We start from the raw sequence: 17,253 nt of genomic DNA, 5'->3' as shown, positions 1-17,253 counted from the left end.
GTTGTGAACTGGCGTGTATTGACCCAATCCTATACCGCGATCCCGATGATGCTGCTGGCCATTCTGGCCATGATGATATTGCCGCTGCCGGGCTGGCTGCTGGATGCCCTCTTTACCTTCAACATTGTGTTGGCGGTACTGGTGCTGCTGGTCTCCGTATCGGCGCGTCGCCCTCTCGACTTCTCCGTCTTCCCCACGGTGTTGCTGGTGGCAACCCTGATGCGGCTGTCGCTCAACGTGGCCTCGACCCGCGTGGTATTGCTGCATGGCCATGAGGGCCATGAAGCGGCGGGCAAGGTGATTCAGGCATTTGGCGAGGTGGTGATCGGCGGCAACTATGTCGTGGGTCTGGTGGTCTTCGTGATCCTGATGATCATCAACTTTGTGGTGATCACCAAGGGTGGGGAGCGGATCTCCGAGGTGTCTGCCCGCTTTACCCTAGATGCGATGCCGGGCAAGCAGATGGCCATCGATGCCGACCTTAATGCCGGCACCATGGATCAGCACCAAGCGCGGGCGCGACGGGACGAGATTGCTCGTGAAGCCGACTTCTACGGGGCGATGGATGGTGCCTCCAAGTTTGTGCGCGGTGATGCGATTGCCGGCATGCTGGTGCTTATCATCAACTTGGTGGGCGGCCTTGCCATCGGTATTTTCCAGCATGCCCTGCCGGTTGCCGAAGCCTTCCAGCGCTATGCCCTGCTGACCATCGGTGATGGTCTGGTGGCCCAGATCCCTTCGCTGCTGATGTCTACCGCTGCCGCCATCATTGTGACCCGGGTCAGCGATGAAGGTGAGATGGCGGATCAGGTGGGTGACCAGATCCTGGCGTCTCCCCGCGTCATCTACACTGCCGCTGCCATCATGCTGGTACTGGGGCTGGTGCCGGGCATGCCGATGCTGGCCTTCCTCAGCTTTGCCGCCGTGCTGGCCTGGACCGGCTGGAGCGTGAGCAAGCGGGCGGTCAATACCCCGGATCTGGATGCCGCGCAGGAGCTGGCTCGCCAGATTGCCCAGCCGGAACCACAAGGGCTGGAGTGGCAGGATCTGCCGCCGGTCGATACCGTTGCTATCGAACTGGGCTATCGGTTGGTGCCGCTGGCGGAAGCTGACAAAGGCGCCGAGCTGCTGGCACGGGTGCGCGGTATTCGCAAAACCCTATCGGAGCAGTACGGTTTTCTGCTGCCCGAGATCCGGGTTCGCGACAATTTGCAGCTGCAGCCCGATCAGTACCGAATCAAGCTCTCCGGTGTGGCACTGGCGTCCGGCAATGTCGATTGTCAGCGTCTGATGGCCATCAGCAGCGGCGAGACCTATGGCTCGCTGGATGGGGAGCTGACCCAGGATCCTGCATATGGCATGAGCGCAGTCTGGATTTCACCGGAGAACAAGGCCAAGGCATTGAATCTTGGCTATTCGGTGGTGGATTCGGCAACGGTGATCGCGACCCACGCCAGCAAGCTGCTGCGTGAGCAGCTTGATGCCCTCTTCGGTCATGATGAGGTGGGCAAGCTGGGGCAACATCTTGCGGCCCAGTCACCCCGTCTGGCGGAGGAGCTCAATCTGGCCCTGACCCAGATGCAGCAGTTGCGAGTTTTTCGGCAATTGCTAAAGGAACAGGTCAGTCTGACCGATATACGCACGGTGGCGACAACCCTGCTCGATGCCAGCGAGCTGACCAAAGATCCCGTGCTGCTTGCTTCCGATGTTCGTTGTGCCTTGAAGCGCCAGATTGTGAGACAGGCGATTGGCAGCCGTGATGTGCTTGCCACCTTCACGCTCGATGACCGCCTTGAGCAGACCTTGCTGGCGGCCATGAACCAGTCGCAGCAGCAGGGGAAAATCCAGCTGGACAGTTTTCCGGTTGATCCGCAACTGCTGGCACAGTTGCAGCAAAATATGCCGCTGGTTAAAGAGCAGCTGCAGCAGCAAGGATATGCCCCGGTACTGGTCGTGATGCCGCAACTTAGACCCTTGATCGCGCGTTATGCCCGATCTTTTGCAAAAGGTCTCAAAGTGCTCTCATATAATGAAATACCGGAAGAGTTGAGAGTGGAGGTTATTGGCACGCTAGGCTGAAACAGGGCTGCCATGTTAATAGGCAAATGGGAAGAATATATTCCGCCTATCTACTTGAATTGTAATTGTAAGCCGTTATGATGTGACTGTTTTTGACGCAGTAAGTCGTCAAAGATAAATAACAAATATAACAATTCACATGTGTCACTCAGCAGTCACCACTAATTTGGTGCTGTCTTGTCCAAATACGGGCAGTCGCATGAAAAAGGCAAACTGAACTGAAAAGTCAGGACGCAAAGCCTCCGGTCTAAAAGCAGGAATGCTCATGATAGCGGGGTTGCCAAGGCCATTGTTACCGCCTTGATATAACACTGGTTTGATCTAGGTGCTCGTTAGAAGCGCCAGCGTACCTCTGCGTCTTTTATTTCGGCATTTCAGTTCTGTTGATTGTTTTATCCACAATCACGGGTTCGGGTTCATATGCTTTCGGATGTATCTATCAAAAAAAGCTCAAGACCGGCCAGTCTTGGGAAAGATCCCCATTTATTGTTAATCAGCTCATCTATGGCCGATGGGAACGATATTGAAGGAATATTGGCAGCACAGGGATATGCTGTTTCCCGCTGTGACTCTATTCGCAAGTCGAAATTAATTCTCGGCAGTCGTTCCGTTGATTTAATCCTGCTCGACATGGATCTCATGACCGAAGTAGGTCCTCAATTGGTGCATGATTTTAGCGGCATTGATTGCGTGATCCTGGTTAATGAGCGTCAGGCCTATCTTGCGGCAGAAGCGATGCGAGCCGGTGCCATTGACTACATCATCAAGCCCTTCGGGGGGCAGCAGATGCTGGATGTGGTGAAGGGGGCACTGCGTCTGCGGCAGGCCATTCCAGACCTGATCGCCGTCTCGACCATGAGCCTGCAAGTGTTGCAGCTTGCTCGCCGGGCAGCCAAAACGGCAGCCACCATTCTTATCGGTGGTGAGTCGGGAACGGGCAAGGAGCGTCTGGCGCGTTATATCCACGAGATGTCCAGCCGTGCTCACAAGCCGTTTGTCGCCATCAACTGCGCCGCCATTCCCGAGTCCATGCTCGAATCCATTCTGTTTGGCCACAACAAGGGGGCCTTCACCGGCGCGACGGGTTCGCAGCCCGGCAAGTTCGAGCAGGCGCAGGGCGGAACCCTGATGCTCGACGAAATCTCCGAGTTGCCCCTGTCGCTGCAGGCAAAGTTGTTGCGGGTTTTGCAGGAGCGTGAGGTGGAGCGCCTCGGTAGCCATCAGACCATCGCGCTGGATGTGCGGATCATCGCCGCCAGCAACAAGGATCTGCGCACCCTGGTGGCTGCCGGCCAGTTCAGGGAAGACCTCTTCTATCGCCTCGATGTGCTGCCGATGAACTGGCCAGCACTGCGCGAGCGTCCCGACGACATATTGCCGCTGGCTGAATATTTCATCGAACGCTATGCGCCCCAGCAGGGGTATCGCCTGAGCGAGAGTGCCCGCAAGCAACTGCTGGCTTATCAGTGGCCGGGCAACGTCAGGGAGCTCGATAACGTCATTCAACGTTCATTAATCATGGCTCGCGGATTGCATATTCAAGCGGTCGATTTGATGCTGCCCAGCTATGTCGCGGAACCCGAACAAGGATTGGCGGAAGTTCTTTCCGCCCCGGAAGGGTTGAGCGAGACACGTCGGCACGCAGAATTTCAATTTGTACTAGAGACCTTGCGCCGCTTCCGTGGCCATCGTACCCGCACGGCAGAAGCGCTCGGGATGACCACCCGGGCTCTGAGATACAAGCTGGCGGCGATGCGTGAGCAGGGCATTGATATCGAGCAGCAGCTTCAAAACTAAGGGATAACGGCGTGAAGATTGAAATGATGTCATCACAGGCAACGCTTCTGCAGCAGATGCAGGAGATGCAACGAGTTGCCACTCAGGCTCCTTCCATCGAATCCAATGATCTCTCGAATGTGTCATTCAGCGACGCCATGCGCGACGTTGTCGGCAGAGTCAACGAACAGCAGAACATGGCTTCAGCCATGATGACGGCTGTTGATGCCGGCCAGAGCGATGATCTGGTCGGGGCCATGGTGGCCAGTCAGAAAGCGGGTCTCAGCTTTTCAGCCCTGATGCAGGTGCGCAACAAGCTGATGACCGGTTTTGACGACATTATGCGCATGCCGCTCTGAGGTAAGTGATGACTGAACTGGTAACGTCCCCGCAAGGGGCTTCGGATTCCTTCAGAACACGCGTGCAGGAGGGCCTTCGCAACTGGCGCAGCCTCTCCCGTGACAATAAATCGATCCTGACCATTGCTCTGCTGGCTGCCATCGTTGCCGGCACAATCGTCGTCATTCTGTGGACGTCCAGCAAAAACTACGTCCCCCTCTACGGCAAGCAGGAGCTCTACGATACCGCCAACATCATGGAGATGCTGGAGAAGGAGCAGGTGCCGTTCCGGCTTGAGAAGAGTTCTGGCCAGATCCTGGTGCCGGAGAATCAGCTGGCACATGTTCGTATGGCCTTGGCGGCCAGAGGGGTGAGAGCGGCCATGCCGGCGGGTCTGGAGGGGCTGGACAATGTCACCGGTCTTGGCACCAGTGAGTTTATGGAAGGTGCCCGCTATCGCCATGCACTGGAAGGCGAACTGGCGCGTACCATCATTTCGCTGGATGCGGTGCGCAGTGCCCGCGTCCATCTCGCCATTCCCAAACGCACTCTCTTTGTCGGTCGTGATGAGGAGAAGCCAAGTGCATCCGTCATGCTCGATCTGCAACCCGGTCAGACCATGGAGCCCGGCCAGGTCGAGGCCATTGCCAACCTGGTGGCAGGCAGTATCTCCGGCATGAAACCGGGGGCGGTCACCATTGTCGATCAGGCTGGCCAGCTGCTGAGTGCCGAACTCGGCGACAAGGCCGGTTTTGGCAAGCAGAGCGTGCAGCAGATGGAGTATGTGCGCAAGCTGGAGCAGTACATTCGCCAGCGTGCCAGCGACATGCTCTATCCCATGCTGGGCACCGGCAACTTCCGGGTGCAGATCGCCGCAGACGTCAACTTCAATGCGGTGGAGGAGACCCAGCAGCAGCTGGATCCACAAGGGGTGGTGACCAAGGAGTCGAGCAAATCGGACAAAACCATCGATGCGCTGGCACTGGGTATCCCCGGCGCACTGTCCAATCGTCCTCCCGAAACGGCGCCCAAGAGTGATCCGGCGACCCAGAATCAGACCGCGGCAGCCACCACGGAAAATCAGAAAAATGACTCCCGCACCGAGCGGCAGGAGGTCAGCAAGCAGTACGAAAACAGCCGCACCATAGTACACACCCGCTATCAGCAGGGACGGCTCGAGAAGATGAACGTCTCCGTACTGCTCAATCATCAGAGCGCCCCGAAAGATGGCTGGAATGATGAGCAGCTGGCGCAGATCCGGCAGATGGTCGAGCGCTCGGTGGGCTTTGATGAGGCTCGTGGAGACCAGATCAGTCTGCAAGTGTTCGACTTCACCGGCGCTGCGCCGATTGCTCCGCCCGAATCAAGCTGGTGGGAGACCCCTTACTGGCAGGATTCGCTCCGTTATCTGGTGGGCGGTCTGCTTGGCCTGACGCTGGTCTTCTTCGGTATCCGCCCGTTGGTGAAGCATCTGGTTCGCACCCAGCAGGCACCGGATGAAGAGACGCTCTCTGACGAGCTGGATGATGAGCTGGAGCCGACCGTGGGTCTCTCCATGCGGCGGGATGATGATGTTGCCCTGACGGCGCCGCCGATGAGCAATGGTCTGATCCGTTCCGACAACGAGCGGGAGCCGCACTTCTCTTCTCTGGATCTGGAGGCATTGCCGGAGCCGGGTTCCGAGCTGGAAGTACAACTCAAGCATCTGCAGTTGCTGGTTGACAAAGATACCGCTCGGGTAGCGGAAGTGGTGAGAGCATGGGTAAGTGGCAATGAACAACGTTAACCTGAACCAGAAAGCCGTCGATATCGATATCGACAACCTTGAGAAAGCGGCCATCCTGCTGTTGAGCATGGGGACGGAGGCTGCTGCCAAGGTGATGCAAAAGCTCTCCCGCGATGAAGTGCAGCGCCTTATCTCCAAGATGGCCGGTCTCTCCGGCGTCAGTTCAATGGAAGCCCGATGGACCTTGCAGCAGTTCTTCAACCAGTATCGTGAACAGAGCGGGATTGGCAGCGCCTCCCGCGAATATCTGGAACAGACTCTCGACCTGGCCCTTGGTCAGCGTCTCTCCCGCAGCCTGCTCGACAGCCTCTACGGTGATGTGATGAGTCAGGATATCCAGCGGTTGCAGTGGGTACCTGCCGATGTGCTGGCCCGTTTCTTCCGCAATGAGCACCCGCAGATGCAGGCGGTGCTGCTGGCGTTCCTGCCACCCCAGACTGCTTCCGCGGTACTGGATGAGCTGCCCGGCTCGGTGCACGACGATCTGCTGGTGCGGGTCGCCAGTCTCAGCAGTGTCAGCGAGCATGTTCTGGGTGAACTCAGGCTGACGCTGGATCGTTGTCTTGCCTATGTTGCTGACCAGTCTGGAGCCAAGGTGAATGGCGTGCGGCAGGTTGCCGATATTCTCAACCGCTATCAGGGCGACAAGGAGCAGATGCTCTCGCTGCTGCGTGAACACGATGGTGACATGGCGCTGGAAATCGAGAAGAACATGTTCGACTTCATGACGTTGCGTCGCCAGAGCGACGAAACCCTGCAGCGTCTGGTGCAGGAGATCCCGAGCGAGCTGCTGGCGCTGGCCCTCAAGAATACCGAGACCAGTTTCCGCAAGGTGGTGCTAGGTGCCATGCCGAAGCGGATGGCTCAGGCACTGGAAGATCAGATCCAGCATCAGGGCAGCGTCTCCCTGCGCAAGGTCGAGCAGGCCCGAGAGGAGATCATGCAGCTGGTCCGCGAATTGGTGGAGCAGGGCGAGCTCGAGTTCCAGCTGTTCGAAGAACCGACGGTCAGCTAACAGGGGGCATTGATGAGTCACTATGTGCGCAAGTTGATGCCCGGCCCGACCCGGCTCTACCGCTTTCCGGCCTTGGGGCAGAGCGGGGAAGAGGCTCAGAGTCAGCAGGAGCAGTTCGAGTTTGGTTATCAGCAGGGGCTGGAGCAAGGTCACGACGAAGGGTATCAATCCGGATATCAGCAGGGACTGACCAGCGGTCTGGTGGAAGGGGAGGCCAAGGGGCTGCAGCAGGGACAAACCCGCGGATTCGCTCAGGGTTTGGCGGAGGGGCGCGCCTCTTTCGATCAGGCCATGGTGCCCTTTGCCAGGCTGCAGGAGCAGTGGGAATCCCTGACCCGGGTAAAGATGCAGGAGCAGAAAGCGCTGATTGCCCAGCTGGTGGCCCAGGTGGCCAAGCGGGTTATCCAGGCCGAATTTACCCTCAATCCCCAGCAGGTACTCAATCAGGTGGAGCAGGCGCTGGCGACTCTGCCTGCCGCTTCGGAAGAGCTGGTCATCTATCTCAATGAGGGGGATCGCCAGCGTCTGGCCGAACAGGGAGTCACCCGCTGCGAAGGGTGGCCGTTGCAGGTAGACCCCAATCTGGCCATTGGCGATGCCCGCATCGAAACACGAGCAGCGGTGATCGAGGTCAATACCGGCGAGCGCCTTGCCTCCTGCATCGAGCAGCTGAACAGCACGCTGGAACTGCCGCAGCATGCATGAAGCTCTGCAACAGGCGCTCACCTCGGCGCTCGACTGCTTTGACGAGGTGCCCGGTTTTCGCCGCTATGGCCGACTGGTTCGCGTAACGGGGCTGACCCTTGAAGTAATCGGCTGCCAGCTGGTGATGGGGCAGCGCTGCCGGGTCGATACGGCATCCGGCGAGTCTCTGTTGGCAGAGGTGGTGGGTTTCAACCGGGAGATCTCCTATCTGATGCCGCTGCAGCCGATGGGGGGGCTCTACGCCGGAGCCCGGGTGCTGCCAATCGATGGCGAAGAGACAATCAGGGTCGGCGAGCATCTGTTGGGGCGGGTTGTCGATGGGCTGTTGCAGCCGCTGGATGGCCGTCCTCTTCGTGACGAGGGGGAGCGTGTTGCACTCTTCTCTTCTCCGCCCAATCCGCTGCTGCGCACGCCGATCCGTGAACCTCTTGATGTGGGTATCCGTGCCATCAATGGCTTGCTGACGGTTGGCAAGGGACAGCGACTGGGCCTGTTTGCCGGTTCCGGCGTGGGCAAGAGCATGCTGCTCGGCATGATGACTCGCAACACCACGGCACAGATCGTCATCGTGGGGCTGATTGGTGAACGGGGTCGTGAAGTCCGCGAGTTCATCGAACACAGTCTCGGTGCGGAAGGTCTGGCCCGCTCGGTGGTGGTGGCCGCTCCTGCTGATCAATCCCCTCTGATGCGGTTGCGTGCCGCCCAGCTCTGCCATCGTCTTGCCGAATATTTTCGTGAGCGGGGCCAGGATGTACTGCTATTGATGGACTCCCTCACCCGCTACGCCCAGGCCCAGCGCGAAATCGCACTGGCTATCGGTGAGCCGCCGGCGACGCGCGGCTACCCGCCATCGGTGTTCAGCATGCTGACCCAGCTGGTGGAACGGGCCGGCAACGGTACCCACCCTGATGGCAGCCTGAGTGCCTTTTACACCGTGTTGGCGGAAGGGGATGATCAGCAGGACCCGGTGGTCGACTCGGCCCGTGCCATTCTGGATGGTCACATAGTGCTGACCCGTCGTCTGGCAGAAGAGGGGCACTACCCGGCCATCGACATCGGCGCTTCGGTGAGCCGGGTGATGCCGCAAGTGGTGCCGACCGACTGGCAGCAGCTGGCGGTCACCTTGCGTCAGTTGTGGGGGCGCTACCAACAGGTGCGCGAATTGCTGCCGCTCGGTGGCTATCAACCGGGGGCAGATCCCCAGATGGACGAAGCGGTACAACGTTACCCGGCCATTGCCGCCTTCCTGCAGCAGGGGATCCATGAAGAGACCCCGCTGGCTCAGGTCGTGGCTGGGCTCAAGCAGGTTCTGGGCAGGTAATCAGAGGTCGCCATGTTGAAATCCTATCTCGGCTTGCAGCAGGAGGCGCTGGAGGCGCTCGGCAAGGAGCGTCAGCGCTTGCGGGAAGAGGCGATAAGGGAAGAGCAGAGAGCCTTGCGGTTGCAGGAGGTGATCGGCTCGTTGAGTCCCGGTTCGGTCACTTTCCATCCCTTGCTGTGGCAGAACAAGCAGCAGATGGATCGCCAGTTGCGTCATCTGCTGGCCCATCAGGTTCAGCAATCGGCACTGGCCAAGCTCGATCTGGAGCGGCATGAAGGAGAGATGGTCAGGCAGTTTGGTCGGGTCAAAGGGCTGGAGCACCTGCTGGACAAACGTGAACGAGCCATCAGCCAGCAGCGGGAGCTGCGGGATCAGCGTCAGCTCGACGAGCTTTCCGGCTTGCGCCACCGTCAGCTCAAAGAGGGGAACTAGTCGGGAAAACGCTCCAGCTGGCCGTAAGCATGCTCCTGGCCCAGCAGCGTGTTGATGGTCTCTATCTGCCCAGCTAGCAGACGGCCGTTGAGATCGTTCTGGCGCAGACACTGCTGCAACAGCAGTTCGAGTTGTTGCCACTGGCTAGAGACTTTTGGCTGCATGGTGGCAGGCAGTTTGGCAATCAGGGTCGCCATCCCCTTTTCATCCGGTTTCAGTCCCAGTGCGAGCAGATGGTGGCAACGTTGCTGCGCCTGTTTTTGCACATCGGCCATCAACCTTGTCTGCTGCTGGTTGTGGGTTGCCAGCCCATCGACATCGTGCGCTGCCAGCAAGCCGTGCTGGCGCAGCAACAGGCTCTGCAGCTCGGCGTAGCGGCTGCAATCTTGCTGGATGCCCAGGATCAACTCCTTGATCCGCTGTTTCGGCTCCATGCTCATCGGCGATGCATGTCCAGAATGGCCTGACCCAGTGCATCCATATCGAGCTCCAGTTTTCCTTCGCTGATGGCCTGACGGATCCGGTTCACTTTTTCCATATCCACGTCGGATGTGGTAGCAAGCTGGGCTCTCGCCTGATTGACAACCTGTGCCGTGCTGCTGATCTGGGCGTCAGCCTTGGTAGCGCGCGCCTCGACTTGGGCTGGCGCGCCATCCTGCTTGCGTTGCAACTGGGTCTGAACGTAGAGCGGGTCGGTGCGTGTGATTTTCATAACGTCAATTCCTGGTGGTCTATCTCTGCAAAGCGACCCAAGGTCGGCCTAACTTGAATAAAAACCCTTATATGGGTTCAAAAACGGGTTTCGACTTCCCCTTTTGCGATGACCCAGGCCTGGATCTCTTTGCCTGAGCTGCTGTTGCGTACCTTGATTCCATCGCCGATGGCGCCGCTTGCCAATGCCGTGCCGCGGGTTGTGGCCGAGAATCCACTCTGACCAGCCCGGATCAACACCCCTTCACCCTCCTTCACCGCCCAGGCCTTCTGCAGGTCCAGTTCGCCAATCAACTGCCCCATCCTGAGATTGCGATTGGCCTTGCTGCCTGTCAGCGACTCGGAGACGGGAATGAAGCCTCGCTGCAGTCTGCTGACATCCAGCGACTCCTCGACGAGGTCTGCTGCCTGAATGGTCTGGCCTTTCCGGATCTCCCGGGCCGTCATCCAGACTGGCAGCATGAGCGTGACCTCGACCCGGGCTCTCAGTTGCCAGGAGGGGTTGGCACACTCGACCAGGTAGGGGCGACGACCCCACGGCTGGCGGTATTGTCCCCCCGCCTGCAAGCGGATCTCTTGCTGGCAGGGAGGAAGGTGTTCCACCGCCGGAGAGATCCACACCTGATAGTTCACCTCCGGGATTGCCCAGCCCTGTTGTTGCAGGTAGGCATTCAGGGTCTGACTTGCATCCTCCTTGAGGCGGGCACCGACCTGTTGCGACAGCTCGCCGGGTTCAGCGTGCAGCGGGCTTGCCAGCATCAGCAGCCAGAAGAGGCCTGATCGCTTCCATACGGGAAACGGTACTTCCCCTTTTATCAATGTGATCAGCCAGAGGGAAAGCTGCATCCGGCGCAAATAAGGGATCTTCATGATTGGCATGAGTCTTGATAACGAGTGCACCGGTCTGACTGATTCATAAAAGGATGAAGCATGAGTATCTCATTTGACAGCGCTCTTGGCGTACACCCTTATGCCCTTGATATCCGGGCTGACCGGGCGCGTATTCTGGCCGGGAATCTGGCCAATGTGGATACCCCCGGCTATCTGGCCCGGGACGTCGATTATAAGACGATTCTTGGCCGTGTCGCACAGCAAGTTGCGGCAGGCGATGAGAGCGCTGCCATCAGTCAGGGCACCATGGCTGACGATATGCAGCATCCGCTCTATCGCATCCCCTATCAGGCGTCCATGGATGGCAATACCGCTGAGCTCAGCGTCGAGCAGAGCAAGTTTGCCAACAATGCCACGGATTTCCAGACCAGCCTGACCTTCCTGAATATGAAAATCACCGGGATCGCCAAAGCGATCGAGGGGCGTTAATCATGTCGTTCAACCGAATTTATGACATCGCCGGCAGTGCCATGCGGGCGCAAACCGTGCGACTCGATACCGTCGCCTCCAACCTGGCGAACGTGGACAGTGCCGCCGGCAGTGAAGATGCCGCGTTTCGCGCCATCAAGCCGGTTTTCTCCACTCTCTATCAGCGCGTGCAGGATGCAGAGGCGCTGGGGTCTGCACAGGTTCAGATCGCCGGCATAGTGCAGTCCGATCGTCAGGTCGAGAAGCGTCTCGAACCGACCAACCCGATCGCCGATAAAGACGGTTTTGTTTACTACTCCAACGTCAATGCGGTGGAGGAGATGGCCGACATGATGAGTGCCTCCCGCGGTTTCGAAACCTCGGTCGAGGTGATCAATCGCATCAACAGCATGCAGCAGGGTTTGCTGCGTCTTGGTCAGGGGGTCTAAGCCGTGAGTCTGCCTCAGGTAAGCACCCTTGATACTGCCCGTGGTGCCAGCCAGCGCTCAGCCACCCCGGATATCGCCCCCAACAATGCGGCGGCGGGCTCTGCCACTGGCCAGAGTGCCCAGAGCGGCATGCAACTGCGCAACGAATTTCTGCAGATGATGGTGGCCCAGATCCAGAACCAGGATCCCACCAACCCGCTGGACGGCGCCCAATATGTCACCCAGCTGGCCCAGTTCAGCATGGTGGAAGGGGTCGAGAGCCTGAAGCTGCTGCAGCAGAAGTCCATCAACATGATGGATACCCAGCAGGTCCTGCAGAGTACCGACCTTATCGACAAAGAGGTGATGGTACCGAGCAAGACCCTGACCAAGAGCGATGATAAAGCCATTCGCGGTCAGGTCGAACTGGCGGGCGCCGCCGATCAGGTCGAGCTCAAGGTTTATGACGAGCATGGCACCCTGGTGGCGACCAAGAGTTGGGGTGAAAGCAAGGCTGGCGGGCTGGATTATGAACTGCCGGAGCTGCCCGCCGGGGAGTACAGCTTCGAGGTCAAGGCGTCCCTCAACGGGGTTGCCACCACGTCCAAAAACTATGTCGCCAGCAAGGTGGATCGCGTCACCCTGCCCGGCACGGGCGAGATCATGTTGCAGGTCGCTGGCGTGGGTGACGTCCCCCTCTTCAGTGCCATTCAGTTCGGCAAATCGGCGTAATCAAACAGGAGCGAAATTGTGTCTTTCAGTATCGGATTGAGCGGCCTGCGCGCCGTAAACCAGGAATTGAGCGTTATCAGCAACAACGTGGCCAACGCCAGTACCGCGGGCTTCAAGTCCAGCCGTGCCGAGTTTGCAGCCATCTATGGCGGCGGTCAGGCGGGCGGGGTCGAGATGAACAACGTATCCCAGAACTTTGACCGCAATGGCGACGTGATGCGTACCGGCCGTGGTCTGGATCTGGCCATTTCCGGCAGCGGTTTCTTCGTGCTCAAGGACAGCAACGGCCAGACCTCCTACACCAGAGCCGGCATGTTCCAGCGTGACCCGAACAACTACCTGACGACCGCCAACGGCACCCGTTTGCAGGGCTATACCACCAATGATGCCGGTGAGCTGCAATCCGGCGTGATCGGTGACATTCAGGTCAAAGCCGGCAGCCTGCCAGCCAAGGCATCCGACAAGCTGGAGTTCGTCGCCAACCTGAAGGCGGATGCCAGCGTGATCGATCCGGCTCTTCACCCCTTCGATCCAGCCAAGTCAGACAGCTTCAGCTACTCCCAATCCAGCAAGGTCTATGACTCGCTCGGGGTTGAGCACACCGTCACCCAGTATTTTGTCAAAACGGCACCCAATGAGTGGGCCGTGCATTACACATTCAATGGCACTGATATCACCCCTGCTGGCGGGGCCAAGATGAAATTCACCGCTGACGGCAAGCTGGATACGGGGGCTTCGACCATTCCAGCCAATTTGGCGCTGGCACCCGCGGGCGCCTCTCCAATTGCTCTGCAACTGGATATGAGCCGAGTCAGTCAGTACGCCTCCGATTTCAATGCCACTCGCAACCAGTCCAATGGCTATACCGCGGGCGATTTGACCGGTGTTCGGGTGGATGCCGATGGCGGCGTCTTCGCCACCTTTACCAACGGTCAGAGCCTGAAGCAGGGGCAGGTGGTGATGGCCAACTTCGCCAATCCCAACGGTCTGCTGCAGACCAACAACACCACCTGGCAGCAATCCTTCAGCTCGGGTCAACCGGTGCTGGGTGCGCCGGGGACCGGCACCATGGGTCAGCTGACGGCAGGGGCCTACGAGAGCTCCAACGTCGACCTGACCGGTGAGCTGGTCAGCCTGATGACCTCCCAGCGTAACTATCAGGCCAACGCCAAGACCATCAGCTCAGCTGACAAGATGACCCAGGTTCTCTTCAACTCCTTCTAAGGGCTGACCCGTGGAAAAGCTTATCTATACCGCCATGTCAGGGGCGCAACATACCCTGATGGCCCAGCAAATCCGGGCCAATAACCTGGCCAACGTCAACACTGCCGGCTTTCGTGCTGATTTCGAGCGGGTGTCAGCCTATGCCCTGAGCGGTGATGGTTACCCCAGTCGGGTCATGGCTCGCGAAGAGATGGCCGGCACCGACTTCAAGCCGGGTGCGCTGATGCAGACCGGGCGCAAGCTGGACGTGGCCATTCGCGGTGAAGGCTTTATCACGGTGCAGACCGCAGATGGCAAAGAGGCCTACACCCGGGCCGGCAATCTGGAGAGCGATGCCGACGGGCTGTTGACCCTCAACGGTCGTCCCGTGTTGGGCGATGGTGGGGAAATGGTACTTCCTGCCTATCGGGATCTCAGTTTTGGCAAGGATGGTTCGCTCAGCATCACGCCGCCCGGTGGCGGTGCCCGTCTCGACGTGGGACGCCTCAAGCTGGTCAACCCGGATCCCGCCGAGCTGGTCAAGGGGCAGGATGGCCTCTTCCGCCTCCGGCAGGGGGGGGATGCCGAGACCAGCGAGCAGGTCGTACTGGCCTCCGGTTTTCTGGAGGGGGCGAACGTGAATGCGGTCGACGAGCTGATCAGCAGCATGTCGCTGACCCGCAACTTCGAGCTGCAGGTCAAGCTGATGAAGACAGCGGACGAGCAGGCCAGACAAGGAGCCCGGCTGATTTCCGGTCAGGGTTAATCATGAACGGGACGAGCAGTTTGGTGCATCGTCCCGCTGAGAGGTGCTTCGGCATCCGAATGAATCAGGTGGAGAGACAAAGATGCATGCAGCACTTTGGGTAAGCAAAACGGGCCTGTCGGCCCAAGATGCCAAGATGGCCAGCATTTCCAACAACCTGGCCAACGTCAACACGGTTGGTTTCAAGCGTGATCGGGTTGCCTTTGAAGATCTGTTCTATCAGGTGCAGCGTCAGCCGGGGGCACAACAGGATCAGCAGAACCTCTCGCCCATCGGCATCCAGATGGGTAACGGTGTGCGTGTGGTCGGTACCCAGAAGGTCTTTACACCGGGTCAGTTCCAGAACACCAACCAGGAGCTGGATATGGCCGTGGTCGGTGCAGGTTTCTTCAGTGTCGAGCGCCCCGATGGCGAGACTGCCTACACCCGCAATGGTCAGTGGCATCGCAATGCGGAAGGGATGCTGGTCAACGCCGATGGTCTGCCGATGCAGCCGCAGATCCAGATCCCGGACAACGCTACCAAGATCTCTATCGGTACCGACGGTACCGTGAGTGCCACCTTGCCGGGTCAGCAGGAGAATGTGGAGCTGGGACGCATCACCCTGACCAACTTCTCCAACCCGGCCGGTCTCGAGGCGCTCGGTGGCAACCTCTATCGCGCGACCGGTGCATCCGGTGAAGCCATTGAAGGGGTGCCCGGCGAAGAGGCGATGGGGGCCATCAAGCAGTTCACGCTGGAGAGCTCCAACGTCAACGTGGTGGAGGAGATGGTGGACATGATCACCACCCAGCGAGCCTACGAGATGAATGCCAAGGTGGTCTCTTCCGCCGACCAGATGCTCAAGTTTGTCACTCAAGCGCTGTGATGATGAAGATGATGTGGCGTTACCTGTGGGTCGTGCTGTTGCTGGGTGGCTGCGCGACCTATGAGCTCAAGGCTCCGGAGCCGGGCGAGGAGAAGTGGGCGCCTTCACGGCCCATGCAGTCTGCCTCGGCCCGGGGGGAAGATGGCAGTCTCTATCGTGGCGACTACATGATGACCCTGTTTCAGGATCGTCGCGCCTATCGTATCGGCGACATTCTGACCGTGGTGCTGGAAGAGCGTACCCAGTCGAGCAAGAAAGCCAACACCAGCATGAGCAAGAACAGCAGCATGAATGTGCCAGCCCCTTCCATCGGTGGCAAACTGCGTCCTGACTGGGGGGCAACCCTCAGTGCCGACCGGGATTTTGATGGCGGTGCGACATCCAGCCAGCAGAATACCCTGGCCGGTTCCATCACGGTGACGGTGGCCGAAGTGATGCCCAACGGCGTGCTCGGTATCCGCGGCGAGAAGTGGATCCGTCTCAATCAGGGTGATGAGTACATACGTCTGGGCGGCATGGTGCGGGTTGAGGATATCGACCAGAGCAACCGTATCTCGTCCCAGCGCATCGCCGATGCCCGCATCACTTATGCCGGCCGAGGTGCGCTTGCCGACAGCAACCAGATGGGTTGGCTGGGGCGCTTCTTCAGCTCCGCATTTGCACCGTTTTGAGGTCTTACATGAACAGATGGGTTATCGCCCTGCTTTGCCTCTGCCTGCCATGGTGGGCGAATGCCGCTCCTGCCGCCAAGCGGTCACTGCTTGATATTGCCGATGTGCAGGGGATGCGCACCAACCAGCTGGTGGGTTACGGTCTGGTGGTGGGTTTGTCCGGCACCGGCGACAAGAGCCAGGTGAAGTTTACCGGTCAGTCGATGGCCAACATGCTCAAGCAGTTTGGCGTACAGCTGCCGGATGATATCGACCCCAAGCTCAAGAACGTCGCTGCGGTATCTGTGCAGGCAACCCTGCCGGCACTGGCTGGCAAGGGGCAGCTGGTGGATGTAACCGTCACCTCGATTGGCGATGCCAAGAGTCTGCGTGGCGGTTCGCTGCTGTTGACCCCCTTGCGCGGTATCGATGGTGAAGTGTATGCGGTGGCACAGGGCAATCTGGTGGTGGCCGGGGTAAAGGCCGAGGGGCAATCCGGCTCTTCGGTGACCATCAACGTACCGACGGCGGGGATCATTCCCAATGGCGCCATCATTGAGCGGGAAGTTGCCAGCAATTTTGCCGACAAACCCGAAGTGACGCTCAATCTGCATCAGCCCAACTTCAAGACGGCCCGCAATGTGGAGCGGGCCATCAATCACCAGCTGGGGCCGGTTGCCAAAGCGGTCAGTGCTGGCCGCATTCAGATTGCAGCCCCCCGTGACGAGAGCCAGCGCATCTCGTTCATGGCATTGCTGCAGGACGTGCAGGTCGACATGGGGCAGGAGCGACCCAAGGTGGTATTCAACAGCCGTACCGGTACCGTGGTAATGGGGCAGGGGGTCAAGGTGCACAAGGCGGCGGTCAGTCACGGCAGCCTGACGGTGACCATTGGCGAGAGCCAGACCGTCAGCCAGCCCAATCCCTTCTCCAACGGACAGACCACCACGACCCCCAACTCGAAGATCCAGGTGGATCGCGAACGAAACAACATGTTTGTCTGGCCTGATGGCACTTCGCTTGAGGTGATCGTCAAGGCCGTCAACTCGCTTGGGGCAACGCCCGATGATGTTATGGCCATTTTGCAGGCGCTCGATGAGGCTGGTGCCCTCGAGGGAGAGCTGGTGGTCATCTAAGGATCTT

General features: G+C 59.1%; 19 protein-coding genes and 1 riboswitch. Of the genes, 16 read left to right on the top strand and 3 right to left on the bottom strand.

Annotated features, from left to right (window positions below):
* Positions 1–3: 3 nt before the first annotated feature.
* From lfhA to lfiJ, 8 genes are all read left to right on the top strand, one after another.
* Positions 4–2,079 (top strand): lateral flagellar biosynthesis protein LfhA, encoded by a 2,076-nt coding sequence (gene lfhA, locus AAHA41_RS11290; protein ID WP_033115427.1) that lies wholly within the window; start codon positions 4–6, stop codon positions 2,077–2,079.
* Between the two features lie 197 nt (positions 2,080–2,276).
* A riboswitch (cyclic di-GMP riboswitch) is annotated at positions 2,277–2,364 on the top strand.
* Between the two features lie 249 nt (positions 2,365–2,613).
* Positions 2,614–3,876 (top strand): lateral flagellar response regulator transcription factor LafK, encoded by a 1,263-nt coding sequence (gene lafK, locus AAHA41_RS11285; RefSeq protein ID WP_323068706.1) that lies wholly within the window; start codon positions 2,614–2,616, stop codon positions 3,874–3,876.
* A gap of 11 nt (positions 3,877–3,887) precedes the next feature.
* On the top strand, positions 3,888–4,214 hold the full coding sequence (gene lfiE / locus AAHA41_RS11280; protein ID WP_082035417.1) for a lateral flagellar hook-basal body complex protein LfiE: 327 nt from the start codon (positions 3,888–3,890) through the stop codon (positions 4,212–4,214).
* A 17-nt stretch (positions 4,215–4,231) separates the two neighbouring features.
* Positions 4,232–5,980, top strand: coding sequence for a lateral flagellar M-ring protein FliFL (gene fliFL, locus AAHA41_RS11275; protein ID WP_323068705.1), 1,749 nt, complete (start codon positions 4,232–4,234; stop codon positions 5,978–5,980).
* Complete coding sequence (gene fliGL / locus AAHA41_RS11270) at positions 5,967–6,995, top strand: lateral flagellar motor switch protein FliGL (RefSeq protein ID WP_323068646.1); 1,029 nt, start codon at positions 5,967–5,969, stop codon at positions 6,993–6,995. The genes fliFL and fliGL overlap by 14 nt, the downstream gene beginning before the upstream one ends.
* A 12-nt stretch (positions 6,996–7,007) precedes the next feature.
* Positions 7,008–7,700, top strand: coding sequence for a lateral flagellar assembly protein FliH (lfiH, locus tag AAHA41_RS11265; RefSeq protein WP_041210147.1), 693 nt, complete (start codon positions 7,008–7,010; stop codon positions 7,698–7,700).
* Positions 7,693–9,021, top strand: coding sequence for a lateral flagellar FliI-like assembly ATPase LfiI (gene lfiI, locus AAHA41_RS11260; protein ID WP_041210148.1), 1,329 nt, complete (start codon positions 7,693–7,695; stop codon positions 9,019–9,021). The genes lfiH and lfiI overlap by 8 nt, the downstream gene beginning before the upstream one ends.
* 12 nt (positions 9,022–9,033) lie before the next feature.
* Positions 9,034–9,453: a lateral flagellar protein LfiJ gene (gene lfiJ / locus AAHA41_RS11255; RefSeq protein WP_323068645.1), complete on the top strand. Its 420-nt coding sequence runs from the start codon at positions 9,034–9,036 to the stop codon at positions 9,451–9,453.
* Here the strand turns inward: lfiJ and lfgN are convergent.
* The 3 genes from lfgN to lfgA form a co-directional block, all read right to left on the bottom strand.
* Positions 9,450–9,893 carry a lateral flagellar protein LfgN gene (gene lfgN, locus AAHA41_RS11250; RefSeq protein WP_215802204.1) on the bottom strand — a complete coding sequence of 148 codons (444 nt, stop codon included), beginning with the start codon at positions 9,891–9,893 and terminating at the stop codon, positions 9,450–9,452. The genes lfiJ and lfgN overlap by 4 nt on opposite strands.
* The gene (flgM, locus tag AAHA41_RS11245) at positions 9,890–10,165 is read right to left on the bottom strand and encodes a flagellar biosynthesis anti-sigma factor FlgM (RefSeq protein WP_033115419.1); all 276 of its coding nucleotides are present in this window, start codon (positions 10,163–10,165) and stop codon (positions 9,890–9,892) included. Before flgM ends, lfgN begins: the two co-directional genes overlap by 4 nt.
* A gap of 77 nt (positions 10,166–10,242) precedes the next feature.
* On the bottom strand, positions 10,243–11,034 hold the full coding sequence (lfgA, locus tag AAHA41_RS11240) for a lateral flagellar basal body P-ring formation protein LfgA (protein WP_323068644.1): 792 nt from the start codon (positions 11,032–11,034) through the stop codon (positions 10,243–10,245).
* Positions 11,035–11,094: 60 nt separating this feature from the next.
* Between lfgA and lfgB the strand changes: the two genes are divergently transcribed.
* The 8 genes from lfgB to fgIL all read left to right on the top strand — a co-directional run bounded on the left by lfgB (position 11,095) and on the right by fgIL (position 17,246).
* Complete coding sequence (gene lfgB, locus AAHA41_RS11235) at positions 11,095–11,484, top strand: lateral flagellar basal body rod protein LfgB (protein ID WP_041210152.1); 390 nt, start codon at positions 11,095–11,097, stop codon at positions 11,482–11,484.
* Between the two features lie 2 nt (positions 11,485–11,486).
* On the top strand, positions 11,487–11,912 hold the full coding sequence (flgCL, locus tag AAHA41_RS11230; RefSeq protein WP_033115416.1) for a lateral flagellar basal body rod protein FlgCL: 426 nt from the start codon (positions 11,487–11,489) through the stop codon (positions 11,910–11,912).
* Positions 11,913–11,915: 3 nt separating this feature from the next.
* On the top strand, positions 11,916–12,623 hold the full coding sequence (locus AAHA41_RS11225; RefSeq protein WP_041210153.1) for a flagellar hook capping FlgD N-terminal domain-containing protein: 708 nt from the start codon (positions 11,916–11,918) through the stop codon (positions 12,621–12,623).
* Between the two features lie 18 nt (positions 12,624–12,641).
* A complete protein-coding gene (gene flgEL, locus AAHA41_RS11220; RefSeq protein ID WP_185227871.1) occupies positions 12,642–13,847 on the top strand; it encodes a lateral flagellar hook protein FlgEL in 1,206 nt (401 codons plus the stop codon).
* Between the two features lie 10 nt (positions 13,848–13,857).
* A complete protein-coding gene (lfgF, locus tag AAHA41_RS11215) occupies positions 13,858–14,592 on the top strand; it encodes a lateral flagellar basal-body rod protein LfgF (RefSeq protein ID WP_033115413.1) in 735 nt (244 codons plus the stop codon).
* A gap of 82 nt (positions 14,593–14,674) precedes the next feature.
* On the top strand, positions 14,675–15,460 hold the full coding sequence (gene lfgG, locus AAHA41_RS11210) for a lateral flagellar basal-body rod protein LfgG (RefSeq protein ID WP_033115412.1): 786 nt from the start codon (positions 14,675–14,677) through the stop codon (positions 15,458–15,460).
* On the top strand, positions 15,460–16,131 hold the full coding sequence (gene flgH / locus AAHA41_RS11205; RefSeq protein WP_033115411.1) for a flagellar basal body L-ring protein FlgH: 672 nt from the start codon (positions 15,460–15,462) through the stop codon (positions 16,129–16,131). Before lfgG ends, flgH begins: the two co-directional genes overlap by 1 nt.
* A gap of 8 nt (positions 16,132–16,139) precedes the next feature.
* Positions 16,140–17,246 carry a lateral flagellar basal body P-ring FlgIL gene (gene fgIL / locus AAHA41_RS11200; protein ID WP_043852235.1) on the top strand — a complete coding sequence of 369 codons (1,107 nt, stop codon included), beginning with the start codon at positions 16,140–16,142 and terminating at the stop codon, positions 17,244–17,246.
* The last annotated feature ends 7 nt before the right edge of the window (positions 17,247–17,253 follow it).

The organism is Aeromonas sp. SER (genome assembly GCF_038739615.1).
Lineage (GTDB): Bacteria > Pseudomonadota > Gammaproteobacteria > Enterobacterales > Aeromonadaceae > Aeromonas > Aeromonas jandaei.
This window is presented reverse-complemented; position numbering and strand designations above follow the sequence as displayed.

Excerpts from the sequence above, each read along its gene's own strand:
- fliGL (WP_323068646.1), top strand. The coding sequence starts at position 5,967 with ATGAACAACGTTAACCTGAACCAGAAAGCCGTCGATATCGATATCGAC.
- lfgG (WP_033115412.1), top strand. The coding sequence starts at position 14,675 with ATGCATGCAGCACTTTGGGTAAGCAAAACGGGCCTGTCGGCCCAAGAT.
- lfiJ (WP_323068645.1), top strand. The coding sequence starts at position 9,034 with ATGTTGAAATCCTATCTCGGCTTGCAGCAGGAGGCGCTGGAGGCGCTC.
- flgM (WP_033115419.1), bottom strand. The coding sequence starts at position 10,165 with ATGAAAATCACACGCACCGACCCGCTCTACGTTCAGACCCAGTTGCAA.
- fgIL (WP_043852235.1), top strand. The coding sequence starts at position 16,140 with ATGAACAGATGGGTTATCGCCCTGCTTTGCCTCTGCCTGCCATGGTGG.
- lfiI (WP_041210148.1), top strand. The coding sequence starts at position 7,693 with ATGCATGAAGCTCTGCAACAGGCGCTCACCTCGGCGCTCGACTGCTTT.
- lfiH (WP_041210147.1), top strand. The coding sequence starts at position 7,008 with ATGAGTCACTATGTGCGCAAGTTGATGCCCGGCCCGACCCGGCTCTAC.
- flgCL (WP_033115416.1), top strand. The coding sequence starts at position 11,487 with ATGTCGTTCAACCGAATTTATGACATCGCCGGCAGTGCCATGCGGGCG.
- flgH (WP_033115411.1), top strand. The coding sequence starts at position 15,460 with ATGATGAAGATGATGTGGCGTTACCTGTGGGTCGTGCTGTTGCTGGGT.
- lfgN (WP_215802204.1), bottom strand. The coding sequence starts at position 9,893 with ATGAGCATGGAGCCGAAACAGCGGATCAAGGAGTTGATCCTGGGCATC.
- lfgA (WP_323068644.1), bottom strand. The coding sequence starts at position 11,034 with ATGAAGATCCCTTATTTGCGCCGGATGCAGCTTTCCCTCTGGCTGATC.
- lfgB (WP_041210152.1), top strand. The coding sequence starts at position 11,095 with ATGAGTATCTCATTTGACAGCGCTCTTGGCGTACACCCTTATGCCCTT.